We start from the raw sequence: 18,380 nt of genomic DNA, 5'->3' as shown, positions 1-18,380 counted from the left end.
CGGCATGCCGGACCTCCGAGGGTTCGCCCGCGTCGCGCTCGCCGCCCTCCTCCCGCTCGTGCTCCCCGCCTCCGCGTCCGCTGGCTTCGAGGACCTCGCGGGCACGAAGCCCGGAGAGCTCGGCCAGGGCAGCCTGTTCGAGGGGGCCGACGGCTGCGCGTTATGCCATGGCGGTGGTCACGACGGAGACCGCACGTACCTCCCGCACGACGGGTGGGCCGGCACCATGATGGGAAACGCTGCGCGAGATCCCATCTTTCGCGCGGCGCTTTCGATCGCGAACCAGGACGAACCCGGCGTGGGCACGTTTTGCTTGCGTTGCCATTCTCCGATCGCGTTCGTCCGGGGACACGCGACCCCGCCGGACGGGAGCGCGTTCGATGCCGTCGACATGCAAGGCGTCGGCTGCGACACCTGCCACCGCGCCGTGCCCTCGGGCCCGCCCGAGGCGCCGTATTACCGCGGCGATGCGCAGATCGTGTACGACGACAACCTCGACAAACGGGGCCCTTATGCCGACAGCGTGGCAGAGGTGCACGGGACGGCCGAGGATGTCGCGCTTTCGAGCTCGGCGTTTTGCGGGCAATGCCACCAGGTGACGAACCCTGGGCGGCGATTGCGTGACGCGGACGGCGTGGAGACGGCCCTCGCGTTTCCGCTGGATACCACGTACGAAGAATGGACGCAGAGCGCCTATGCCCAGCCGGGCGGGCAAAGCTGCGTCGATTGCCATACCCGCCGCACGTCGGGACGATTCCCCGTCGCGACCGTCCCCATCGCGCCGCTTCGCACGGACCCGCGGGATCACGTGTTTGCCGGCGGAAACCTCTTCGGCATTCGCGCCGTCATGGCCAAGGACCCCGCGCGCGCCGCGGCGTTCCCGGACGCCTTCGCGCTGGCCCTCGCGCGTACGGAGGAGACGCTCGCCGCGGCCGCAAACATCGACATCACGAGCACGCCCGCCTCGGCTGCGCCCGGCGAGCCTTTTGGGGTCACGGTGCGCGTGGAGAACCTCAGCGGGCACAAGTTCCCGACGGGGTATGCGGAGGGCCGCCGCGCGTGGATTGCGCTCGCGCTCGTCGATTCGACGGGAGAGGAGACGTTTCTGCTGGGCGGGTACGACGCGGCGAACGGGGAGATCGAGGCGTCGCCGCCGACGCGGGTGTACCGCGCGCAGCATGGGCGCTGGAATGGATCGGCGGCCGAGCCGGGGGAGGATCTCGCGCGGCATGACATGATCCTTTCGGATACACGCATTCCGCCGAAGGGGTTCGTCCCGACGACCACGACGCGACCGACGGGCGAGATCGATTACGGAGACGGCGCGGGAGGCGTACGCTCCTGGGACGAGGCGACGTTCACGGTGACGGCGCCGGCGGGGGTGACGGGAGAGAGGAAGCTTTCCGCGCGGGTGCTGTATCAACCGATCACGCGAAAATACGTCGAGCATCTGGCGGAGGCCAACGTCACGGATTCGAGCGGGCAGGAGCTACTCGCCATCTATGAATCGGTGGGCGCATCGCCGCCGTTCGTCGTCTCGAAGGCCGAGGTCGTGATCGATTTCGGAGGCGGAAGCGGCGGCGGAGGCGGAAGCGGAGGCGGAAGCGGCGGCGGAAGCGGAAGCGGCGGCGGACGCGATCCCGGGGCAGGGGAGGGATGCTCGTGCGGCCTGGCCGGACAGTCCGATTCAAAGGGGCTTCCTGCGGCCGTCGGGCTCCTCGCGCTCGCGCTCCTGGGTTCAGGCGCTCGCGGGCGTCGACGCCGGGGGCGTGAACGCGGGGAGTGATTCCACGGTCGGGGAGCTCGGCTGGTCCGAGGTCGGCCCGAGGCTCGGTGCGCCACTTTCCGCGGCCGCGCGCCTTCCTGATCCGGGGGCAAACGGGATCACGTTCACCAAAAGCTCCTCTTCGGTCATCGTCTCTTCGGCGTGGCGGATTTGCCGCAAGAGGGCCGCGTTGCAGTAGCTTTGAACCGTCATGAGAGCGCCGAGCGTCCCGCCGAGCCCGCGGTCGGGGTGGTTGGGCAGGTCCGGGAAGCGGGAGAGAATGCTCTCTGCGCCCGCTGCGGCGTAGCGTTCGAGCTCGCTCTCCTGGTGCTCGACGGCTGCGGCGATCCGCGTGAGCGCGTCCGCGATGCGACGATGCCGGTGATCGAGATCTGCGAGGAGCTGCGCCCGGTCTTCCTCGATGGCGGCGAGCTCTGCGCGCGCCGCTGCATGCGCCTTTTGTTCGGCCAGGAAGCGAGATGCGAGCTCGCGTTCCCGGTCGAGGATGCGGGAGCGGTCGTCCGAGAGCGCGCGGATTTTTGCGTCCGCGCGTCGCTGCAAAAAGATCGGCACTGCGAGGGCCAAGCTCGCCATCACGAGCGCGAAGATCCACGTGAGAGTTGATTCCATAAATCCCCTCCGAGAACAGCGATACATGCCAAATGAAGGGCGACGAGCCCACGGAGCACCCACAGGAGGTACCCCGCCCGGGCCTCGTCGGAAGCGAAGAACGGAATCGCAGGAAAAGCGCACATCGGGATCGCGACGATCGCGACCGAATGCCATGGACGCGGCGGCTCACGAAGGCGAGCCCATGACACGAAAGCGGTTATTTCACCGCCGAGCGCGGCGAGGTGGATGGCGCCGGCGTACGGAAACCATGCGCGACCTTTGAGCGCTGGGTGAACGACGATGGGGAGGATCGATGCTGCAAGCCACGCGAGCACGATCGGCCAAGGGTTGCTACGTCGGAACGTCCAGCGAACCCACGCGAGGATCCCAGCGGGCCACGCGAGATAGATGGAGCGTTCTACGTTCAGGAGGACGAGTGTTTTGCGGCTCAAGACAGGTTCGATCTCGGGCGACGGGATCGCGCGCACGATGAAGTCGTGCAGAACGGACAGCCCGAACCACGTACACCAAACCAAAGCGAGGACGTACGCTGCTTGTCGCTCCGGGGAGGCTCGCCGGGCATACGCGTACACGAGGCAGAGCACGCAAGCCACCCCGTGCAAAACTGCGGACGCCAGAGCAAGGCTCACGTGGGGGGCTTCCCGACCGGCGGGTTCGGCGGGGTCCACATGTCCGCGGACAACCCCTCCCGGGCACGAATCGCGTCGAGGTCGACGTCATGCGGTGTCGGGAGCCCGGCGAAGCGCGCCGCGACGACGTGGAGGAGATCGAGCCCGGAGATCGGGCCCAGGCCGGCGCGCTGCCGCGCCTCGTTCTCGTGTTCCGCGAAGCGGTCATAACGTGCGAGCAGCTCGGTCGGGAGTTGGACGGTTTTTCCAGGGATCATGGGGCGACGGTACGACAAACCCTCGCGAGACGTCAAGCCCACGGGCGCCGTCGTTCACGCGCGGTCGCGCTCACGGGCCCTTGCGTTGTGCTTCGAGCTTGTCCCGGAGCTCGCCCAGGGACTTGATCCAATCGCGGTAGAAGCTCGGGGACGGCTCCTCGTGCGTGGGTGGTTCGCTTTTCGCGTGCGCTTCGCGCCGTCGCTCGAGCTCCGCATCGAGCCGCTGCTCGAGCTCCGCGAGCAGCGGTTCGACCACGGCGAGGCCCTCCTCGGGCTTCCGGTTGAGCCCGCAGGACTTTGCGTACATATCTGTCATCCTGCATTGTTCTCCGAAGTCCCTGAAGCCCAGGTGAACCAGCTCGTTCCAGGCATCCCGGCAGACCTCGAAGGGTTGTTCGAGGCCACAGGCTGCCGTGAGAATATTTTCGGCAACTACTTGCCTCACTTCGAGCACGAAGGGCTGGAAGGCCTCGGCTTCGCCTGCGCGCGCTACGATATCCGCCTCCACCCGTCGGTAGTCGGCGGCGACGTCGGCGAAGCTCCGGTCCCACGATCTTGCGTACGTATTGAAGACGGCGCGGCGTGCCTCCCAGAATGTATCGTAGAGCTCGTCGATTCTCACTTCTTCCGGGGTCGGCTGGTACGCCTCGTCCATACGCCGCGTGATTCGGCCCGGGCTGAGCTCTCCCCTTTGCTGGGCAAGGAGCTCGTCCCGGAGGTCCCCCAGGTGCTCGATCTCGTTTTCGTAGAAACCCGTAGGGCGCTGCGTCGCCCTGGCTTCTTCGCGCAGTCGTTCGATCTCGGCGAGGAGAGGCTCGAGCACGGCGAGCCCCTCCTCGGGCTGCTCGTCGTACGCGCAGCAATCCGCGTAAAACCAGGAGTGCATGCATCTCGTGTGAAAGTTCGTGAAGCCGAAGCGAACGAGATTGTTCCAGGCCTCCCGGCAGACGTCGAAGGAGGGGTGATGGCTATGCGCTGCACTCAGAATTGCTTCCGCAATGCGTCGCCTCGTTTCGAGCACGAAAGGCGCGTTGTCGTTCATTCGCGCCACGAACTCCGCCTCGACCCGTTGGTACTCGCGCACGGCGTCGGTGAAGTCACCCTTGTGCGTCTGGAGCCACGCTTGATCGATGGCTTTCGCGAGAGCCGAGAACTGCGCCCCCGTGTCTTCTTGCTGCGTCTTCATTGTCGTTCTAGCGCTTCCATTTAGGTAGCCAATATTCACATGATCTGCCATCGACTTGCTCTGGCCATTGGCCCCTCTGTGCATTGCAGACCCGACGGCAGTACTCGCACATCGAGGACCCTTCGATATCGCCGGACTGATCCGCGAGATCGGTCCCGAGACAGTCCGTCCTCCTTTTATTACAGCTCTCCTCCCACCTCGGCCTCTTCTGAATCGTCTCCGCAATATCCTTGCTGAGCTCCAGCTCGGCGGCCATCACGATGATGACAGGACCCACTTCGATGACGAGGTCGGCGAGGGCGATCGCCACCGCCACGAGCACCCCGGGGTGCCCAACGAGCCCACGCTCGCCCGCCGCCTGCCCATTCGCAGGAGCGGGCGACTCGGACAGGCGCAGCTTGCGCAGCCTGAGGAGGTCCTCCGGCACCGTCATGGCGCGCAGCGCGAGCCGCGTGCACCCCGCGAGATCCGCATGGGGCACGCCCTTCGACGCCACATCGACCACGCGGCCCTCCTCGTCGACCTTCACCGTGTAGTCGAACACGTAATATCCCCCGCGAAGATCACCACCGAACTCATCCACGCACGCTCGCAGGCGCTCGGCGGTGGCACCCGGCACACGTGGGCCCTCGCTCGCCGCCGGATAGGTGATCTTGGCCCCGCAGCCGAGCGGCACGAGCGCCAACGTCGCGCAGCCGAGGAGCCCGAAGGGGAGGAGGGGGCGCACGCGGTAGAACGCCATGAGCGAGATGCGATCAGAGCTCTGGAAATACGTCAACGTGGTTCGGGTGCACCATCACCATCCGCCACGCGGCCGACGCTCCACCCCCCTCGCCCTCCTCCTCGACCATGTCCCGAAGACCCCCAGAACCCCCCGGACGTGTCCTGTCCAATGACCCGCGTGCTCCCCAAACCCCTCGCGCGCCTCATGCCGGATGACCCGCGTGCTCCCCAAACCCCTCGCGCGCCTCATGCCAGATGACCCGCGTGCCCCCCAAACCCCTGGCGCGCCTCATGCCGGATGACACGCATGCTCCCCAAACCCATGGCGCGCCTCATGCCGGATGACCCGCGTGCCCTCCAAACCCCTGGCGCGCCTCATGCCGGATGACCCGCATGGCCTCTTCACCCGCCGTCCCCCTCCTCCCCGATGACGCCCGCGGGGCCCTCGTGGGCAAGCTGAAGGATGCCGCCGAGCGCGCGCAGAAGGCAATCGAGGCGAACGACGGCGCGCAGATGGGCTGGTCGAAGGAACGCTCCGAGGAGCTCGTCGCGAAGGGCCGATTGCGATTGGAGCTCGAGCGCGTGCACCGATCGCTCGGCGCGCTTTTCCCGGGGCAACGTGATTTCGTGGAATCGTTCTTCCTGAAAGGCGAGAAGCCGAGCGAAGGGACGAGCGAGGACGAGGCGACCGGGACGAACGAGGAGCCGTGATCCGGGCCGCACGACGCTGAACCGCGGCTTCCTTGGCTTCCCTCCACCTGACACTTCTTCACATCCGGAAGATCGTTCGCCGCTCTCGTCCGTAAGAGGTCGGGCCGCCGCGCCCGAGGAGCTGGCCACTCCCGTGAGGCGCGCGCCCAACGAGGAGCCGACGATGCTACCGAAGCTGATTGCTTTGTTCACGGCCACCCTGCTCGCCGGGTGCGCCACCGCCGCCCCGCAAGCCCCCGCCGCGAGCCCGGCGCACGAGAGCGGCGCCGCATCCGCGCCAAAGAAGTCCGAGCCGACGACGCTCGTCGTGGCCTCCGGAGGCGACGCCCCACAGGGCGCCGCGAGCGACGCGCCCCGCGAAAATGCCTCGTGGATCGGCGCCGCCCCCGCGAGTGATTTCATTCTTCGCAGCCAGCGCGAGACCTTGCTCGGCGTGTGGGTCGACGTGCCCACGGCCGCCAAGATCGCCCGCGCGAAGAGCGCGCTCGCGCTCGTCATCGATACATCCGGCTCCATGTCCGGCCCCAAGATGCAGCATGCGCGCGCCGCCGCGCATCGCATGGTCGACAGCCTGCCCGACGGCGACATCGTCTCCATCCAGGCCTTCTCGGACACCGCCGAGGACCGCATTGCGCCCTTTCCCCTCGACCCCGATGCGCGCACAACCATGCACGCCGTGATCGACCACCTCAGCGCGGCGGGCGGGACCAACCTTTTCGATGGCCTGCGCCTCGCCGAGCTGCGCGTCGCGTCCGCACCCGCGTCGCACCCCGTTCGTCGCGTCGTCCTCATCTCCGACGGCGTCGCCACCGTCGGCCCCACCTCGCCCGAATTGCTCGGCGCAATCGCGGAGACCGGCGCCGAGCGCGGCATCCAGGTCACCGCCCTCGGCGTCGGCCTCGACTACGACGAGCGCACCTTGAACACGCTCGCCGTGCGATCGAGCGGTCGCATGCATCACCTCGCCTCGCCCGAGGACATGGCGAACGTGCTCGCCGAGGAGACGCGCCTCTTCGCCGGCACGCGCGCCACCGACGCCGTCGTGGAGATCGTCCCCGCGCCGGGCGTCACGATCCTCTCCGTCGCCGGCGCCCGCGCCATGCCCGTCGCGGGCGGCGGGATGCGCGTGCCCCTCGGCGCCATGTTCGGCGGCCAGCACCGCGAAATGGCCGTGCGTGTACGCGTCGATGATCCGACCGCGAGCGGCGCACGCCCCCTCGCGAGTGTGCGCCTGCATTTCCGCGATCCGGCGGAGCAGGGTTTGCCGCGCGTGCAGGAGGTCGTGGCCCGGTTCGATCTGACCGACGATCCCGCCGTCGTCGCTCACCACGAGAATGCTCGAGCTCGCACGATCGCCGCCGTGCACGAGGCCTCGGAGATCTCGATCGCCGCCGCGCAGGACGTGAACGCGGGCCGCTTCGAGGATGCCTCGAAGGCCCTCGCCCAGGCCGAACAGCGCCTCAACGCGGTCGCCGCCTCTGTCCGCGACGAGAAAGAGAAACAGCGCGTCCTCGCCGCCGCACGCAATGTGAGCGCCGCGCGCAAGAGCGCAGGCACCGCCGCCGCCGCGCCCGCCGCCGCCGCGCCCGCCGCCCGCCGCGCCCGCGCCCTCGAGATCAACGCGGCCGCCATGCACGACGCGGGCTACTGATCCGCCCTTCGTTTGGTACGGCCCGGACGAACGTTCTGTTCATCCAGAAATAGTGGATCAATTCGGGGAGCCGCGGGATCATGCGCGATCATGGGTACCCGAATCATCGCTCCCCTCCTCGCCCTTGCCGCGCTCTCGTCCGGATGCGGAGGAGAGCCCCTCTGTCTCGGCAGCGAGGTCCTCTTCCGCGGCGCCTGTGTCGATCCCGTTCGACGTTACGAGCCCGCCGCGCAGCTCGACGCGGACAACGTCGTCGCCTACGGCGAGCCGCTCCAGGATCTCGACCTCCCGCCCCCGCCGAAAAGCGGCTTTCGTATCGTCGCCCCGCCGCGCACGCTCGCGCCCGGCGAGGAGGTCTCGTTTTGCCTGTCGTGGCCCATCCCCGACATCACGAACAAGGTGGTGCACGGCGGCCGCCTTTACACGACGCCGGGCCTGCACCACTCGAACATGGTCGCCAAGCCCCTCGAGGCCGATCTCGGCCCGAACCCGTATCCCGACTGCCATCCCGGCGCCGGGGATCCCTTCTCGAACGTGGGCGCCGGGATCCCCGACGTGCTCTTCGCCAACTCCACGCAGGTGGTCGGCGAGGAGTCCATCCAGTTTCCCGAGGGAATGGGCTATGTGCTCGACACCACGCGCGAGATCTCGACGAGCATCCATTTCCTGAACACGAAAACCGAGCCGCAGCGGATCGAGCTCGCCTACGATTTCTTCACGATGCCCGCGGACGAGCTCACCCAGGAGGTCGCGCCGTTCGTCATGCAGATCTCGGACTTCTCGATCCCGCCGCACACGACCGAGACCGTCGGCACGACGTGCACCGTGTTCGGCGGGCACGTCGTCTCGCTCATGCCCCACACGCACGACCTCGCGCAGGGTTTCACGGTGGATTTCATGACGGCGGACGGCGCCGCGCAGCGCGTCTACGATGACGGCGCCTACGATCTCGCGAGTGACATCCGGAGCTACGATCCGCCGCTCGATCTCGAAGGCGTCACCGCGATCCGCCACGCGTGCCTGTTCGACAACACGCGGGACATCGAGGTCCACTACGGCCTCGGGCTCAACGAAATGTGCATCCTCTTCGGGTACATTTATCCGCCCGTGAAGCAGTTCGCCGGCGTCGTCTCGAAGGACGGCGCGGGCTGCTCGTCGCTCCAGCTCGGCCTCTTTCGTTGACCCCCGCGCGGGGATCGGGCCATGATCCCCGGCGGGAGTGACATGAAACAAGCGACCGCGTGGTTCGTCCTCGCCTTGATCCTGGCGTATGGCTGCGTCGCGCCGCCGACCGGCACCCTCGGGCCCACGCCGCCCGGCAATGGCGGCTCGGGGGACGCAGGCGGGCCGCCGGACGATTACTTCACGGCGAAGGAGCTCTTCGACCTGAACGTCTACCCGATCCTCGCCAGCAAATGCACGCCGTGCCACACGCAAGGCGCGAACAGCGCGCCCATCTGGCTCGGCGCCGAGGAGAGCTCGTCGTACGCGAAGATCGAGGGGTACCCGAAGCCGCTCATCGCCCACCCCGACAACAGCCTGCTCCGCCTGAAAGGCGAGCATACCGGCCCGGCCCTCGCGGTCGAGGACGATACCCTCCTCACGGAATGGCTGCTGAAAGAGGTCGACGAGCGCGGGCTCTTCGGTGATCCCACGTTCGAGCCGGATCCGGGCGCGGGCGGCGCGGGCGGCGAAGGCGGGGCGGGAGGCGCGGGCGGCGGCGGGGGCGGTGGGCCGGTGAGCGACACGACGCTGCTCGAAGCGCTCGAGGAGTTCGGCGCGTGCATGCAGTGGAAGGATTGGGAGTCGACCGGAATGGTGAACCTGCCCGATCAGCCGACGGCGGCCGGCGCCTGCAAAGCGTGCCATTTCGCGGGGATGGGCGGCAATTGGCTTTCCGGCGACTCCGCCGCGACGTTCGAGAAAAACCGGCTCTTTCCGTACATTCTGAAAATCGCCGTCGGCACGGTCGACGAGACCGGCGCGTTCATGGATCTCGTGCCCGCGCGGCGCCACATCGACAAGGGCAAGGAGAGTCAGATGTGCGACCAGGAGCCCTGCCATCCGATGTTCTTGCTGTCGCCGGAGATGGAGACCGCGGTCGAAAACTTCTTTTTGCTGTCGTACGCGCGGTGGAAGCAGGGGCTTTGCGAGCCCTAGGCCGGAGGGCGTTCGTCCTCGCGTTCGCCCTCGGTGCACTCGTCGTCGCAGGCTGCAAGCGCGAGCCCGCGGAGGGCGGGGAGGTGACGGTCGCCGCGGCGACGAGCCTGCGGAAGGTGTTCCCCAAGCTGAGCGAGGGGTATGCCGCGACGCATCCAGGCGTCCGCGTGAGCGCGACGTACGGGGCCTCGGGCGAGCTCGCGCGGCAGATCGAGGGCGGCGCCGGGGTCGATCTGGTGATCGTCGCGGCCCGCGATCCGATCGACCGGCTCGCGGCCGGCGGGCACGTGGACGCCAAACGGGCGCGTGTGGTGGCGACGAACGAGCTCGTGCTCGTCGGGCCGAAGGGCGGGCCGAAGCTCACGTTCCAGACGCTCGGGACGGCGTTACCGTCGGGCGAGAAGATCGCGATCGGGGAGCCGGGCGCGGTGCCGGCAGGTCGTTACGCGCGCGAGGCGCTGGAGAAGCTCGGGGTGTGGAAGGCGCTCGAGGGGCGCGTGGTGCTCGGCGGGAACGTCGCGGCCGTGCTCGCCTACGTCGAGCGGGGCGAGGTCGCGGCGGCGATCGTTTATCGTACGGAGGTCCCCGGCGCGGCGGGGATCGAGGTGCTCGATGGCGGAAAGGGAGAATGGGCGCCGAGGCCCGAAGTCTGGGCTGCCGTCACCACGAAGGCCCGCGCGCGGGTACGGGCAGATGCCGAGGCGCTGCTCGATTTCATCGCGGGGCCCGAGGGGCAGCGGATCCTCGCCTCGTACGGGTTTGGCCCGATTCCCTAGGCCGATGCGTCCCCGGGCCGCCTTCCCGGATGCGCCGGACAAACACGCGATACCACAGAGGTGTCGGGACGCCGACGCCCCGGCCCGCGACGGAACACCGCGCGAGGTCTGCCTTGTCCCTATCCGCGAGGCTCGACCCCGTATAAGCTCGCCGTCGGTGCACGAGGCGATGGACAAGGTTCGGCGCGCGCGCAGAGGGCTCGCGATCTACTTCGGGGTTCTCCTCCTCGCGAGCGCGCCGTTCCAGGTGGACATTGCGCTGCACGGCCTCGCGCCGAGCAGGTTCCTCCCATTCGTATGGGTCCCCTGCCTCGCGTCCGTGGTCGCGCGGTTCGTCCTGCGCGAGGGGTTTGGCGACGTATCGTTCCGCTTCGACCGACGCGTGGCGTGGTCCATGGTGCCGGCGCTGATCTATCCGGTGGTGATCGCCTTGCCTGCGTATGGGCTCGCGTGGGGCACGGGCATCGCCGCGTTCGAGCCCGCGGCGGTGCACCCGCTCGGGTTCCCCATCCCCGGGGGCACACCCGGCGAGCGGTTCGTCGCGGGGTGCATCATCGCGCTCACGATCGGCCCGGCCGCGATGGCGGTGCTTGCGATCGGCGAGGAGATCGGCTGGCGTGGCTACCTCCTGCCGCGCCTCATCGACGCGGGCGTGCCGTATCCGGCGCTCGTGACCGGCGTCGTGTGGGGGTTGTGGCACGCGCCGCTCATCCTGAGCGGGCACTACAACCCGAGCCCGTCGCCGCTCCTTGCGCTTCTGCTCTTCGTCGTGTCCATGTGCGGGCAAAGCTATTTCGCGGCGAGGCTCCGGCTCGACACGGGGAGCGTCTGGCCACCCGTGGTGATGCACGCGGCGTGGAACGCAATCGTGGTCTCGTTCTTCGGCGCCTCGACCACGGGCGAACACGCGCCGCTCTGGGCGAGCGAAGGGGGCGTGCTGGTCGCGGCCTCGACCGTGCTCATCACGTTCCTCCTCTTGCGCTTTCGGCGCGGGCAGGAGAGCGCGCCGAGCAGCCGTTCGTCCGCGCTCGGGACCGTTCGTCTCTGAACGATCAGCCCGTGTCGAGCGACGTCGCGTCGATGCCCCAGAGGATCGCGTCGATGAGCCGCTGGTTCGTGGTGCGCAGGCGCTTGGCGACCTCCTTGAGGAGGGCGAGCAGGAACTTCGAATAGACGCGCGGGTTCGCCTCGAGCTCGCGGTAGAGCGTGTCGCGATCGATCGTGTAGAAGAGGCACTGCGTCTCGGTCTGCACGTTCGCCGAGGCCGACTGGTCGTCGATGACGTCGAGCTCGCCGAAGAAGTCGCCCGCGTGCAAGCGGCAGATGACGGTCTCGACGTCGCCCTTCAGGCGGCGCGACACGACGACGCTGCCCTCGGCGATGATGTAGAGCACGTCGCCGGCGTCGCCCTCCCAGAGCACGACCTCCTGCGAGGGGAAGGGCAAGAGCTGGACGTGCGCGGCAAACTCCTCGATCTCGTCGGGGGACCAGGCGGAGAACAAGGTGACGCGCCGGAGCATGCGGGCGCAGTCCTTGATTTGGTCCTTGCGGAGCGGTCGCGGGGTGAACTTCATCAGGTCTGGCCTCGGATTAGCGCGTCAGGCGGTGCGCGGCGATCACCACGATCGTGGTGGCGACGGCGGTGAGACTGACGACCGAAGCCAATCCATACAGGAAGTACGTGCGTTCGTCGCTCGTCATGGGCCGCGTTCTACGGGCGCGTACGATATCGCGAAGCTTGTCGCGCAGGACACGGCGGCTGTGCTCGCGCAGGGCGGGCATGCGGAGCCAATCGCTCAGGATGTGGTAGCCGTCGGACTCGATGAAGAGGCAAGGGTAGAGGCTGCCGAGCGAGAACGCGACGATCGTGATCCCGACGAACCAGAAGAACGACGAGGGGATGCCGGCAGGCAGGATCCACGCGAGGATCGCGCTCGCGCTGCCGAGGAGCAGGCCCGAGAGGGGGCCCGCGAAGCTCACCGCCATACGCGCCTTGCGGGTCGACATCCACATGTCCGTCACGTCCGCATACACGCTCGGCATGAGCCGGTTCATGAAGGTGAAGCCAAACGCCTTCACTTCGCGGCCGAAGTGCTTGCACGCGAGCGCGTGCGCGAGCTCGTGCACCACGACGGCCATGACGTGGAAGAGCAGGAAGACGGGCACGAGCAGCGCGTGCCCCGCGTGCAGGACCTCGGCGCCCGCTCCGCGGCCCGACTGCTTTACGAACGCCACGCCGCCGAGCACGAGCAGGAGCGCGTAACACGCGAACGCGGGGCGCGTGAAGAAGACACGCATCCGCTGGTAAAGGACCGCGAGCTTTTGATCGACGTTCGGCAAACGCAGGTCGAGCCCGCGGAGCTTCGTGAGAAAATGCGAGCGCATCGACACGGGCTCGTCCGCGAGCGAGCGCCGGACGAGATCGGTCTGCGGAATGACGATCAGCTTGTTCTCGCGGGCGCGAGAGAGGAACCGTTGGATGACGCGGAAGTCGAACGATCCGAACTTGAGGAAGTACGCCGTCGCGACGTCGCGCAGCGTGTGGAGACCGTCCATCTTCTGCCAGAGGAAATACTCTTCTTCGTTCAGGAAGAGGTATTTGTCGGCCTCGAGCTGCCGGATGACGTAAAAAAGCTTGCGATCCTTCCTCGACTGCGCCTGGATTTCGTAGCTCTCCTCCGGGATGCGGCGAGGCCTCACCGTAAGCGCGACCTGGTTCGCGACGTACCGCCGCGTGACGAAGCCGCCGCTCGAACCGCCGGATCCAGTGGCGGATCCAGAGCCGCCGGGTCGGGACCGAATGAGGAGCTCGAGCTCGGGCTTCGCTTTGTCGCTCATGAGCTCCGGCACAACGGCCCGTAAGCCCCAGACTACCATGGAGGCCCTGCTGGGCAAAGATCCGCGCCCGCCACTCCTTGACAGCAGGGTCGATCCCGCTGTATCCGATTGTACATTCGATCTCCAGCGTCCAGCATTGATTCGGGCCGCGGAGCAAACGTGAGGTGTTGTCATGTCGAAGAAGAGCGTTGAAGAGCTCATCGGTCGCGCGCTGACGGATGTGGAGTTCCGGAAGAAGTTGCTCGCGGCACCCGAAGCCACGCTGACCGCCGAGGGATACGAAGCCGTTCCCGAAGTGATCGAAGCCATCAAGAACGCCAATCCCGATGAGGTGAATGCGATGGCGCAGGGCCTCGAAAGCCAGATGGCCAACCGCAAGGCCGCGAGCTGAGCGGTTCCCAAAACGGTCGCGCGGGGACGCGCGACGTCGCGCAGCCCCGCATGCGAGGCGGTCCATCGGACCCCACGCGCCCCAACGTTCTTCTTCGGATCCTTGCTTCGTGGATGCGCTGAACCCTGTCTGGAAGGGTTTGCCTCGCGCCGAGGCCGAGCGGGCCAGGGCCTCCCTGCAGACGCTCGGCCACGAAGAAGCCGCGCTTCGCGCAGCGGCGACGCTGCTCGGCCGCATCGCCGACGAACATAGGCCCGAAGCACACGCCCCCCTCGTTCGTACCTTCCTGCTCCTCGCCGCAGCCATCCACGCCGCGGCAGGTTTTTCCGCGCCGCACGATCCCATGCCGGCCGAGGACGCGGTGGCGCCGTTTTCCCCCTCCGCATGGCTTCTGCTCGCATCACGCGAGGGGGCCCGCCGCTCGATCGATGCCTCGATGGGTGAGGTCATCGATTCCGTGATCGTCGCCGTGGGGGATGCCCTCGCGGAGGCCGGCGACGCGGCCGTGATCCTGCCGTCCTCGCCGCTCGCAGACTACGGTTTGTCCCACCTCCTGCCCGCCCTGGTCGGTCGTCCGGACGAGCCCGGCCTCTGTCGCGCAGCAGGCGCCCTCGGGAGGCTCGTTCGCCTCGCGCTCGAAGCCCGCTCGCTCACCTTCGCCGGCGCGAGCGCGCCCCGGCCGCAGCTCCTCGGCTCGATCGCGCAGGGCAGAGGGGAGCTCGGTCCCGCATTCGATCAGGCGATCGCCGAGGCGGCCAAACCCGCGCCAGACCGGACGCCGCTGCTTCGGCTCGTCGGAGACCCGAGGCTCGCGGCGCCGCTCGAAGCGACGTGCGCCGCCTGGGCAAACGAGGTGCACGAGGGGCTCGACGGAGAGGACACGCGGGCCCTCGTGGAGTTGACGACCGCGCAGATCACGCGTGCGTCGCGGGCCGCCCGCCTGTTCGGGTTCACGCCCCGAGGACCCACCCCCGCCGAGGCGCTCGACCGGGCCATCACGCTCGCCCGGGACGCCCTCGCCGCCGACCCCGAGCTGCGCGAGTCGTGGGAGATCCAGCGCTGGGGAGGGCCGTTCGACGCGACGTACGTGGCGCGGCTGTTCCCGGTGGGGCTTTGCCTGCTCGCGCTCTCGGGGGCGGGCGAGGACATCACGCCGCGTGTCGAGGCGCTCGTCGCGCAGCGCGGGGTCGACGGGTTCCGCTACTTCGAAGGTTTCGCGGGCATCCCGCCGGACGCAGACGATCTAGGGCTCGCGCTTCAGCTCATCGCACGCTCGGTGGACGGGGCCGCGCGGACACAGGCGCTCGCCTGGCCGATCGAGGTGCTCGTGCGCAACACGGCCGAGGATGGGGCGATGGCGGTGTGGCTCGAGCGGCACCTGCACGAGCCCATGTCCGAGGGAGCGCCGAAGTGGCTCGGATCGCGGTGCGTCGCGGTGGCGGCGAACGCGATGATCGGGCTCGCGGAGGCCCATGCGCCCCTGCCCGAGGGGTACTTCGATCGCACGCTCGCCTGGATCGCGCGGGTCTGGGAGGCGGAGGGGGCGAAGGCCGTGCATTTCTACCCCGCTCCGTTCGCGCGGTACTTGCTCGCGCGGCTCGCGAACGTCGCCGAGGAAACGCCGGGCGAGCCGGCGCCGCGCGCCCATCTGCGCGCGCTCGTGACCGACATCGAGCGGCAGATCGTGGCCTCGCGGCGGGCCGACGGCGGCTTCGGGGGCGTGATGGCGACCGCGTGCCAGCTCGGCGTGCTCGCGTGTGGGCGAGAAGAGCCCTTTGATCCCTGGCCCGCCGTGACGTTTCTCGCGTCCCGTCAGGACTACGATGGGCTGTTTCCGCGTGAGCCGTTTTACCGCACGCCGGGCAAGGACTTCGCGTTCGCGGCGCACGGGGCACGCTCGATCACGGCCGCGCTTTGCCTCGATGCCCTCGTCCGGACGAGGGCGCGGCTCGCGCGTGGCTGATCAGCGGGATCGCGCCCCGAGCGCGCGCTTCATCGACATCGCGAGGATCTCCCGGTCGAGCGCGCCGAGCCACGCGAGGCGATCCGCGGTGTACACGTCGAACCCGTGGAGGCCGAGCTTTCGGGCGTCCTCGGCGGCGCGCGCCTGTTCCGCGATGGCTCGCTCGATCGTACGGTGCAGGAGCATCCCCTCGTAAAGCGTCACGCGGAGCCGCTCGGCGAGGGCCTCGTGGGCCTCGGCCCTCGCGTGTTCGTCCGCGAGCGTGGCAAGGTGATCCAGGTCGGCGCGTGAAAGGTGCGCCTGGGCGAGCAGGTGGGTGCGGTGACCTGCGCGGAGATCACGGGGCCAGCCGAGCACGTCGTTCGCGAGGCCGTACGTGACGCCGAGGCGATCCACGAGGGTCGTGATCGAGGCCTCGAGGTGAAGCGCGTCCGCGAGTGCAGCGATGGCGAGCAGGGGCACGCGCGCGAAGGCGACCTTCCCGGCGTGCTCTTCGAAGAGCGCCTCGGCGTAGGGCCCTTCGCCACGAACGACACGCAGCTCGGCGAGCGTGAGGCGGGAGAAGGCGGCGATGGCTCGATCAAAGGCCTGGAAGAAGGCCGGGGCGCGCGGGCCGAGGGCTTCCGTGTAGGCGAGGGCCATGCCGGCGAAACAGGCGTTGCCGAGGAGCAGGAGCTCGGGATCGGCGCGTGCAGGATCGTCGAGCAGATCGTCCTGGATGCGCACGTAGAAGTAGCCCTGCATGGTGGCCGCGAGGATGGGCACGATCGAGGCCTGCGCGCGCGCGGGGAGCGCGCCCTCGGAGGCGAGGCGATCGGCGAGCCAGAGCGGCATGTAGAGCAGCGGCGGCGCGAGCGGGCCGGAGAAGTAGCTGCGATGGGAGGGGGTTCCTTCCGCGATGGCGTGCAGGAATCGCGTGGCGAGCGTGTCGAGCGGGGACGGGAGCCCGGCGAGGCGTTTTTCGCAGAGATCCCAGGCCGCGTCGATCTCCGCCTGCTTCGCGAGGTAACTCGGGAAGGCGGTGTCGAGGAGGTTCACGGGTAGGTGGTCGAGGGCGGGAGGAGCGAGATACGCGTCGGCTCGGGCACGACGTCGGAGGGCATGATGGCGAAGACCTCGACGGGCTCGGGTTTGCCGCGGATGCGCAGCGGCCCGAGCTGCCGCGTGCGGAAGATTTTTTCGACGGCGTGGTGCACGGTGGCGGACACGAGGATCTGCGTGCGTGTTTCTTTGTTGAGCGCTTCGAGGCGCGCGGCGAGGTTCACCGTGTCGCCGATGACGGTGTACTCGTGGCGCTGCGAGGAGCCGATGTTGCCGGCGACGACGGGGCCTGCATTGATGCCGACGCCGATGTCGAGGCGGAGCATGCCTTTGGCTTCGAGCTCGCGGTTCATGACCTGCAGGGCGTCGAGCATTTCCAGCGCGGTCCGGACGGCGCTCTCTTCCGGGTGGTCGATCGGGTAGGGGACCCCGAAGAGGGCCATCAAGCCGTCGCCGAGGAACTTGTCGAGGGTGCCGCCGTTCTTGAAGACGATGTCGACCATCGTCGAGAAGTAGCGGTTCAGGAGCTCCACGATCTCCTCGGGCTGCATCATCGTGGAGAGCTGCGTGAAATTGCGGATGTCGGCGAAGAGCACCGTGGCCGTCATCCGCTGTCCCCCGATGGCGAGGCTCTCGGGGTTGTTCAGCACGAGGTCGACGACGTCCTTCGAGAAGTACTTGGCGAGCCGGTCTTTGTCCTGCTCGACCCGCTCGCGCGCGAGCGAGTCGGTGGCCGCCTGCAGGATGAGCTTGCGCGAGTTCCAGGCGATGACGGCCGCGAAGACGCCGTTCGTCGCGCTGAACACGAGGGCCATGACACACTCGTCGATGTTCAGGCCCGGGCCGAGGTAGACGGCCTTGTCCACCCAGGGGACATCGAGCCGCATGCGCACGTAGACGAGCATCGCGGCGGCGTAGAGCACGCCGAGGAACGACGAGTAGAGGCCCGCGAAGACGCTGTAGCGCAGCCCCGCCATCACGTTGAAGGCGGCGAGGACGAGCCACGCCGTGGGGGCTCGGTAGACCTCGTAGACCCCCGAATGGTTCTGCAGGCCGCCGATCATCCCGAGGCAAACCGCCGAGATGTCGACCGTAATGCTGAGGTACGTGAGCCACTTGAAGTAGCGATCTCGCCGCCGTAGCAGCAGCCACACGATCACCGAGTAGGCGAACCAGGCGCCCAATACGAGCCGGAAGGTGCGCAGCGCCTCGGGAGCCTGCGCCTCCGACGACACGAACATCATGCCCAAGGAGAATGCGGAGAAGACGCTCCTCACGTAGTTGACGAGCCGCTCGCCACGCATCTCCTGATTCTGGAGGATGATCCGGATGTCGTCGGGGAGCCGATCACGCGAGAATATTCGCTTCTTCAGGTTGTCGACCACGGCTCTCTCGGACCGGTTACGGGGGGGCTCGATGGGACAAGGAAGTGCTGCCCGCGTCAAGGGGCGAGTGCACGCGCCGGGGCTCTTCGGGACAACCCCCGAGCTCGCGAGACCGCTCCTGTGCGCGGCGATGTGCTCGCGCCGCACGGCAGCGTGCAGTTTGTCGGGCCCTCGTCGACGCGGACGGACGCACGGTTGGGCGAGCGCCGCGGCGGATTTTCCGGGCCGTTGGGAAGGCGGACGGAGGCGAGTGTCCGGCAGGTACGTGAGG

Annotated in this window: 17 protein-coding genes; 9 read left to right on the top strand and 8 right to left on the bottom strand. The window is 68.3% G+C overall.

Annotated elements, in window-relative coordinates:
* Positions 1 to 4: 4 nt before the first annotated feature.
* On the top strand, positions 5 to 1,786 hold the full coding sequence (locus tag KEG57_RS26580; RefSeq protein ID WP_272458882.1) for a hypothetical protein: 1,782 nt from the start codon (positions 5 to 7) through the stop codon (positions 1,784 to 1,786).
* Here KEG57_RS26580 and KEG57_RS26575 read toward each other — a convergent pair.
* From KEG57_RS26575 to KEG57_RS26560, 4 genes are all read right to left on the bottom strand, one after another.
* On the bottom strand, positions 1,739 to 2,395 hold the full coding sequence (locus KEG57_RS26575) for a hypothetical protein (RefSeq protein ID WP_272458881.1): 657 nt from the start codon (positions 2,393 to 2,395) through the stop codon (positions 1,739 to 1,741). The genes KEG57_RS26580 and KEG57_RS26575 overlap by 48 nt on opposite strands.
* Before the next feature lie 628 nt (positions 2,396 to 3,023).
* Positions 3,024 to 3,284: a hypothetical protein gene (locus KEG57_RS26570; RefSeq protein ID WP_272458880.1), complete on the bottom strand. Its 261-nt coding sequence runs from the start codon at positions 3,282 to 3,284 to the stop codon at positions 3,024 to 3,026.
* 70 nt (positions 3,285 to 3,354) lie between these two features.
* A complete protein-coding gene (locus KEG57_RS26565) occupies positions 3,355 to 4,521 on the bottom strand; it encodes a YlcI/YnfO family protein (protein ID WP_272458879.1) in 1,167 nt (388 codons plus the stop codon).
* Positions 4,478 to 5,212, bottom strand: coding sequence for a hypothetical protein (locus tag KEG57_RS26560; RefSeq protein WP_272458878.1), 735 nt, complete (start codon positions 5,210 to 5,212; stop codon positions 4,478 to 4,480). Before KEG57_RS26560 ends, KEG57_RS26565 begins: the two co-directional genes overlap by 44 nt.
* A gap of 374 nt (positions 5,213 to 5,586) precedes the next feature.
* Between KEG57_RS26560 and KEG57_RS26555 the strand changes: the two genes are divergently transcribed.
* The 6 genes from KEG57_RS26555 to KEG57_RS55720 all read left to right on the top strand — a co-directional run bounded on the left by KEG57_RS26555 (position 5,587) and on the right by KEG57_RS55720 (position 11,539).
* Positions 5,587 to 5,904 (top strand): hypothetical protein, encoded by a 318-nt coding sequence (locus KEG57_RS26555; protein ID WP_272427182.1) that lies wholly within the window; start codon positions 5,587 to 5,589, stop codon positions 5,902 to 5,904.
* Between the two features lie 163 nt (positions 5,905 to 6,067).
* The gene (locus tag KEG57_RS26550; RefSeq protein ID WP_272458877.1) at positions 6,068 to 7,555 is read left to right on the top strand and encodes a vWA domain-containing protein; all 1,488 of its coding nucleotides are present in this window, start codon (positions 6,068 to 6,070) and stop codon (positions 7,553 to 7,555) included.
* A 90-nt stretch (positions 7,556 to 7,645) separates the two neighbouring features.
* Complete coding sequence (locus KEG57_RS26545; protein ID WP_272458876.1) at positions 7,646 to 8,737, top strand: hypothetical protein; 1,092 nt, start codon at positions 7,646 to 7,648, stop codon at positions 8,735 to 8,737.
* A gap of 42 nt (positions 8,738 to 8,779) precedes the next feature.
* Positions 8,780 to 9,715: a hypothetical protein gene (locus KEG57_RS26540; RefSeq protein WP_272458875.1), complete on the top strand. Its 936-nt coding sequence runs from the start codon at positions 8,780 to 8,782 to the stop codon at positions 9,713 to 9,715.
* On the top strand, positions 9,703 to 10,491 hold the full coding sequence (gene modA / locus KEG57_RS26535) for a molybdate ABC transporter substrate-binding protein (protein ID WP_272427186.1): 789 nt from the start codon (positions 9,703 to 9,705) through the stop codon (positions 10,489 to 10,491). Before KEG57_RS26540 ends, modA begins: the two co-directional genes overlap by 13 nt.
* Before the next feature lie 157 nt (positions 10,492 to 10,648).
* Positions 10,649 to 11,539 carry a type II CAAX endopeptidase family protein gene (locus tag KEG57_RS55720; RefSeq protein ID WP_272427187.1) on the top strand — a complete coding sequence of 297 codons (891 nt, stop codon included), beginning with the start codon at positions 10,649 to 10,651 and terminating at the stop codon, positions 11,537 to 11,539.
* A gap of 4 nt (positions 11,540 to 11,543) precedes the next feature.
* Here KEG57_RS55720 and KEG57_RS26525 read toward each other — a convergent pair whose 3' ends face one another.
* Together KEG57_RS26525 and KEG57_RS26520 are read right to left on the bottom strand one after the other, a co-directional pair.
* Positions 11,544 to 12,065, bottom strand: coding sequence for a cyclic nucleotide-binding domain-containing protein (locus KEG57_RS26525; protein WP_272427188.1), 522 nt, complete (start codon positions 12,063 to 12,065; stop codon positions 11,544 to 11,546).
* 16 nt (positions 12,066 to 12,081) lie between these two features.
* Positions 12,082 to 13,329, bottom strand: a complete 1,248-nt coding sequence (locus KEG57_RS26520; RefSeq protein WP_272427189.1) for a metalloprotease — start codon at positions 13,327 to 13,329, stop codon at positions 12,082 to 12,084.
* A gap of 172 nt (positions 13,330 to 13,501) precedes the next feature.
* On the opposite strand from KEG57_RS26520, the gene KEG57_RS26515 reads away from it, so the two are divergent.
* Both KEG57_RS26515 and KEG57_RS26510 read left to right on the top strand, forming a co-directional pair.
* Positions 13,502 to 13,720, top strand: a complete 219-nt coding sequence (locus KEG57_RS26515; protein ID WP_272427190.1) for a Franean1_4349 family RiPP — start codon at positions 13,502 to 13,504, stop codon at positions 13,718 to 13,720.
* Between the two features lie 109 nt (positions 13,721 to 13,829).
* Entirely contained in the window at positions 13,830 to 15,683 is a 1,854-nt protein-coding gene (locus KEG57_RS26510) for a prenyltransferase/squalene oxidase repeat-containing protein (RefSeq protein WP_272427192.1), read from the top strand.
* Here the strand turns inward: KEG57_RS26510 and KEG57_RS26505 are convergent, their stop codons facing one another.
* Both KEG57_RS26505 and KEG57_RS55715 read right to left on the bottom strand, forming a co-directional pair.
* Positions 15,684 to 16,721 (bottom strand): hypothetical protein, encoded by a 1,038-nt coding sequence (locus KEG57_RS26505; RefSeq protein WP_272427193.1) that lies wholly within the window; start codon positions 16,719 to 16,721, stop codon positions 15,684 to 15,686.
* Positions 16,718 to 18,109, bottom strand: coding sequence for an adenylate/guanylate cyclase domain-containing protein (locus KEG57_RS55715; RefSeq protein ID WP_272427195.1), 1,392 nt, complete (start codon positions 18,107 to 18,109; stop codon positions 16,718 to 16,720). Before KEG57_RS55715 ends, KEG57_RS26505 begins: the two co-directional genes overlap by 4 nt.
* Positions 18,110 to 18,380: the final 271 nt, after the last annotated feature.

It is taken from the genome of Polyangium jinanense (assembly GCF_028435365.1).
This window is presented reverse-complemented; position numbering and strand designations above follow the sequence as displayed.